The sequence below is a fragment of the Okeania sp. SIO2F4 genome (genome assembly GCF_010672385.1).
Taxonomy (GTDB): domain Bacteria; phylum Cyanobacteriota; class Cyanobacteriia; order Cyanobacteriales; family Microcoleaceae; genus Trichodesmium.
On sequence record NZ_JAAHGT010000136.1, the window covers coordinates 10,025 to 15,143 of the forward strand.

Consider the following 5,119-nt stretch of genomic DNA (forward strand, 5'->3'; position numbering starts at 1 on the left):
TTTTTTCCCCTATCCAAGGGGAGGCTTCAAGGCGCGAATTATTAATTAGGTAAAAAGGAAGAAGTAGGAAGGAAGAAGTAGATGTAGGGTGGGTTAGGCGGAAATAATCTCACAAAATAAAATAATATTTTCCTGGTCGCCGTAACCCACCGAATACTAAATATTTCAAGTGTTTATTTAGATTTATTTTACAGATACCTTCTAAGTAAAAAGGAAGAAGTAAGAAGTAATAATTCATTAATTGATATATTGATAATTACAAGAAGGTTAAAACCGTACGGGAATTGAAGAACGGGAAATATCCTAGCACTTTTTTCCCCTATCCAAGGGGAGGCTTCAAGGCGCGAATTATTAATTAGGTAAAAAGGAAGAAGTAGGAAGGAAGAAGTAGATGTAGGGTGGGTTAGGCGGAAATAATCTCACAAAATAAAATAATATTTTCCTGGTCGCCGTAACCCACCGAATACTAAATATTTCAAGTGTTTATTTAGATTTATTTTACAGATACCTTCTAAGTAAAAAGGAAGAAGTAAGAAGTAATAATTCATTAATTGATATATTGATAATTACAAGAAGGTTAAAACCGTACGGGAATTGAAGATCGGGAAATATACTAATACTTTTTTCCCCTATCCAGGGGAGGCTTCAAGGCGCGAATTATTTAATGATTAATTATTAATAATTAATCATTCGCTAAGAAGGCTAAAAATTTTAATGTAGGGATGTTGTATACAACATTTCTACTTCTTTCTTTTCTTAATTTTCAAGATACAGAATAAACTAGATTTCATAGAATGATAAAAAATCAGTTATCAGTTATCAGTTATTAGTTATTAGTTATTAGTTATTAGTAAGGAAGAAGTAAGATGTAAGAAGTAAGAAGGCTAAAAATTTTAATGTTAGGAAAATAGAATGACAAAAAGTCGATATTAAGTATAAGAAGGTGTTAATAATTAATAATGGATAATTATTGCTCTGCTGATTAAATATCAAAGCATTGACATATAAGAAATAGTTTTCATTATCAATTATCAATTATCAATTATCCATTATCCATTAAATCTGGTGAGGTACAAAATTTGTTTGTTTTAGTAGGGACATTGCATACAACGTCCCTACATTGTAGCAACTCGATCAATAGGGAGTATAGAATAAGAAGAACAACTGTACCTTAATTAGCTTGAGACATGATGAAATCTCATACCATTGACAAAATTCCAACTCAGGTAAACGTAGAAAAATCAGAGGCAAAAGTAAAATCCCAGAATTTATACCTGCGCCTATTTAGTTATGGTTTGCCACATAAAATACCTTTTTTAGTAGGCATATTATTAACAATTTTGGCTTCGTTTATTACTTTCTTTGTTCCCCAAATTAATCGGTATGTTATTGATGTAATTATTCCTGAAAAACAATTTAATATGTTGCCTTGGGTAGCAGCACTTATCCTGTTGATAAGTTTCGTGGGAGGTGTACTGTCTTTTTTACAATTGTATGCGATAAAAATCTTTGGAGAAAATACAGTTAAAAGTATTCGCGTTAAGTTATATCAACACCTTCAATTCTTATCTATTAGTTATTTTGAAAATCAACGTACTGGGGAATTGATATTAAGATTGGGAAGGGATGTAGAAATTGTCGGGCAATTACTTAATTCTAATTTAATCGCAATTTTAATTGATAGCTTTGCTTTTATTGTTGTTTTTATTTATTTCTTAATTAGCAATTGGCCTCTAGCAATAGCGATCGCTCTGACTTGGCCGTTGATTATTTATCTTTTACAATTTACTCAGAAAAGACTGAAAAAAATCTTCCAAGAAACTAATCGAGCAAGGGAGATAATTAGCAATCATTTACAAGATACTATATCAAATATTACGGTTATCAAATCTTTTGGTAATGAACAGTATGAAATTGACCGATTTACTGAATTTAGTCATAATTATATGGAGAAAAACCTTGAGGCAACTCGGTTTTTGTCTATATCTACACCTATCATTAATACTCTGAATCAACTAGGTAATGTAATTACTTTAGTTTTTGGTGCTTGGGGAGTAATGTTTGGTCGTTTGACTATTGGGGAATTAACAGCTCTTTTGACTTATGTCACTCTTCTTAATAAACCAATTAATCGCTTTAATGGATTAATTACTATGGTTCAAAGAGCAGGAGTATCTGCTCAAAGTATTTTTTCAGTTTTAGATACAAAATTGGAAGTTAGTGACAAGGAAGATGCGATTAATTTAACTTCTGTTGGAGGGAATATTAAATTTGAAGAAGTGGGGTTTGGTTATCAAGATAATGAGTTAGTTATTGACAATTTTAATTTAGATATTAAAGCAGGAATGTCGGTTGCTTTGGTGGGTTCTTCTGGTGCTGGAAAAAGCACTATTGCTAAACTCGCAGCACGTTTTTATGACCCGAAAAATGGGGGGATTTTACTTGATGGAAAGGATTTAAGAGATGTAAGTTTAAGTTCATTGCGATCGCATATTGGCATTGTTCCTCAAGAAACTTTACTGCTCTACGGGACGGTACGAGATAATATTATTTACGGTAAGTTAGATGCAACAGAGGAAGAAATTATAGCAGCAGCAAAAGCAGCAAATGCTCACGACTTTATTCTGAATTTTCCTGATGGTTATAACTCTATTATTGGGGAGCAAGGAGTTAAATTATCAGGGGGACAAAGACAAAGAATAGCGATCGCCAGAGTTTTGTTAAAAAATCCCCAAATTGTTATTTTAGATGAAGCAACTTCAGCCTTAGATTCTGAGTCAGAAAAATTGATTCAAGAGTCTGTGAAACAACTTTTTCAAGGACGTACTAGCATAGTTATTGCTCATCGGTTATCAACTATTTATCATGTGGATTTAATTGTGGTTCTCGAAAAAGGTAAAATAGTAGAAATGGGAACTCATGCAGAGTTAATTGCTCAAGAAGGAAGGTATGCTTATCTTTATCAATTACAATTTTCTCAACTTTCTGTAGGATAGGAAAAGTTATCAAGTTAAAACTAAAAAGTTAAAAGTAATCTATCACAACTGATAACTGAGATAACTCAAAAAAAGGAAGGTATGCTTATTTCTCTACAATGACAATTTTCTCAACTTTCTGTGGGATAGGGAAAGTTATCAAGTTACAGCGCTTTTGCTGATTGATAAACCACATCGTCATAATCAAAACCCTGTAGGGGCGAATGGCCATTCGCCCCTACTGTGGTCTACTGAAATGAAAACCGCTTTCAACAATTAATAATGAATAATTAATAATGAATAATTAATAATTACCTCTCCTTGAAAACGGATAGGATTGACTAATAATGAAAATTTTTCTTTATTATCCCCTTAAAAGGGGAGGCTTTAAACCACAATTTTTCGGTAAAAGTCAAAAGTAAAAAATTAAAATTAACCTCTGATAACTGAGATAACTGAAAAAAGGCAGGTATGCTTATTTCTCTAGAATGACAATTTTCTCAACTTTCTGTAGGATAGGAAAAGTTATCAACTCCAAACTCAAAAGTTCAAAGTAATTTATCTTATATAAACATAATATTTTTTATAAGTACCTAATATAGCAATCCTGAATAGGTTTTAATATTTTATCATATAGCGCTTTTCATATTGATGACCTCACGTCACAAACAAAACCGAGTAGGGGCGATTCGTGAATCGCCCCTACTGATTCGCGAATCGCCCCTACTGTGGTCTACCGTGCAGGAAAACTACTGTAAGTGCTACTGGATTTGATATAATATCATGTCCATTGTTATCGTTATCTGTAAAAGCTGGGGAAATATCTACCATATTTAAGGTTTTTCCTTATCTTAAAACTTCTTCCTTCTTTCTTACCTTCGCACTTACAATACCGATGCTACAGGACATGATATAACTAATAAAATCCTAATAGTAAAAAAACAAATATAAGAGGAAAAAGTGACAGATAAAGAACAGAAAAATATTAAAGAAATATTCTCAGAAACAGAAGCAGATATTATCAGAAAGTCTAAGTATATAGAATCTCAAGTTAGGAGCAATAAAAATCACTTAAATTCAGCATCAAATATGTTAGATAAAAAAGATATACTTCCCCGAAAAGCACATCAACTTGATGAAATAAAAAACAAGAAAAAACAAGCTAATGCTACGGAAAACAAGATAAGTAAAAATAGTATAAACGTAAATATAAAAGAAATTTTATTTACTCGAAAGCTATGGTTAAGATTAGGTTTAATTGGAATTAGTAGTATTGTTATTTACGGTGGATGGCAGTGGCGAAAATTACAGCAAAGTTTACCAGAAATTGCTGATATTTCCTCCTATAGTAGAGACGGTACTTTAACAATAAAAGCTGCCGATGGTAAAATTATTCAACAAACCGGACCTGCTACTAGAGAAAAAATTAAATTAGAAGATATTCCCACTCCTTTAGTTCAAGCTTTTATTGCTATTGAAGACAGACGTTTTTATGAACATAAAGGAGTTGATTATCAGGGAGTTCTTAGAGCATTTGTATTTAATATAATTGCTAGAGATGTAGTTCAAGGGGGTAGCACCATTACCCAACAGTTAGCGCGGATGGTTTTCCTAGATATGGAACAAACTATTTGGCGCAAACTCCGAGAAGCAATGCTAGCTTGGAAAATGGAAAAGGAGTTATCTAAAGAAGAAATTCTGGAACTATATCTAAATATAGTTTATCTGGGTTCCGGTGCTTATGGAGTAACTGATGCTGCATGGGTTTACTTTAGCAAACCAGTGTCCGGTTTAACTTTAGCAGAAATGGCAACTTTGGCAGGTTTGCCTCCTGCACCCAGTCAATATTCACCCTTAGTTAACCCAGAAGCAGCTAAAGGTCGGCGAAATATAGTATTAGCAGAAATGCAAAAAGCAGGTTTGATTTCTGATGAGCGGGCAAAAACAGCGATCGCTAAACCAATGGAAGTACAACCTAGTGCGCCGAAACGTCTCATAGTTGAAGCTCCATATTTTGGTAACTATATTCAGAAGGAGTTACCAAAATATGTTTCCCCAGAAGTTTTGGCAAGAGGGGGTTTAACAGTAGAAACTACTCTCGATAGAAGTTGGCAAAAAATAGGAGAAAAGATAATTCAAGAAGA

Annotated in this window: 2 protein-coding genes; both read left to right on the forward strand. The window is 33.0% G+C overall.

From position 1 onward, the window contains the following. Positions 1–1,187 precede the first annotated feature (1,187 nt). Positions 1,188–2,996, forward strand: a complete 1,809-nt coding sequence (locus F6K22_RS11315) for an ABC transporter ATP-binding protein (RefSeq protein WP_293097187.1) — start codon at positions 1,188–1,190, stop codon at positions 2,994–2,996. A gap of 939 nt (positions 2,997–3,935) precedes the next feature. Next, on the forward strand, positions 3,936–5,119 hold a 1,184-nt coding region (locus F6K22_RS11320; RefSeq protein WP_293097190.1), incomplete at its 3' end, for a transglycosylase domain-containing protein.

What these genes read in the sequence shown, in the direction of transcription:
- F6K22_RS11315 (WP_293097187.1), top strand. Translation starts at nt 1,188, where the DNA reads ATGATGAAATCTCATACCATTGACAAAATTCCAACTCAGGTAAACGTA.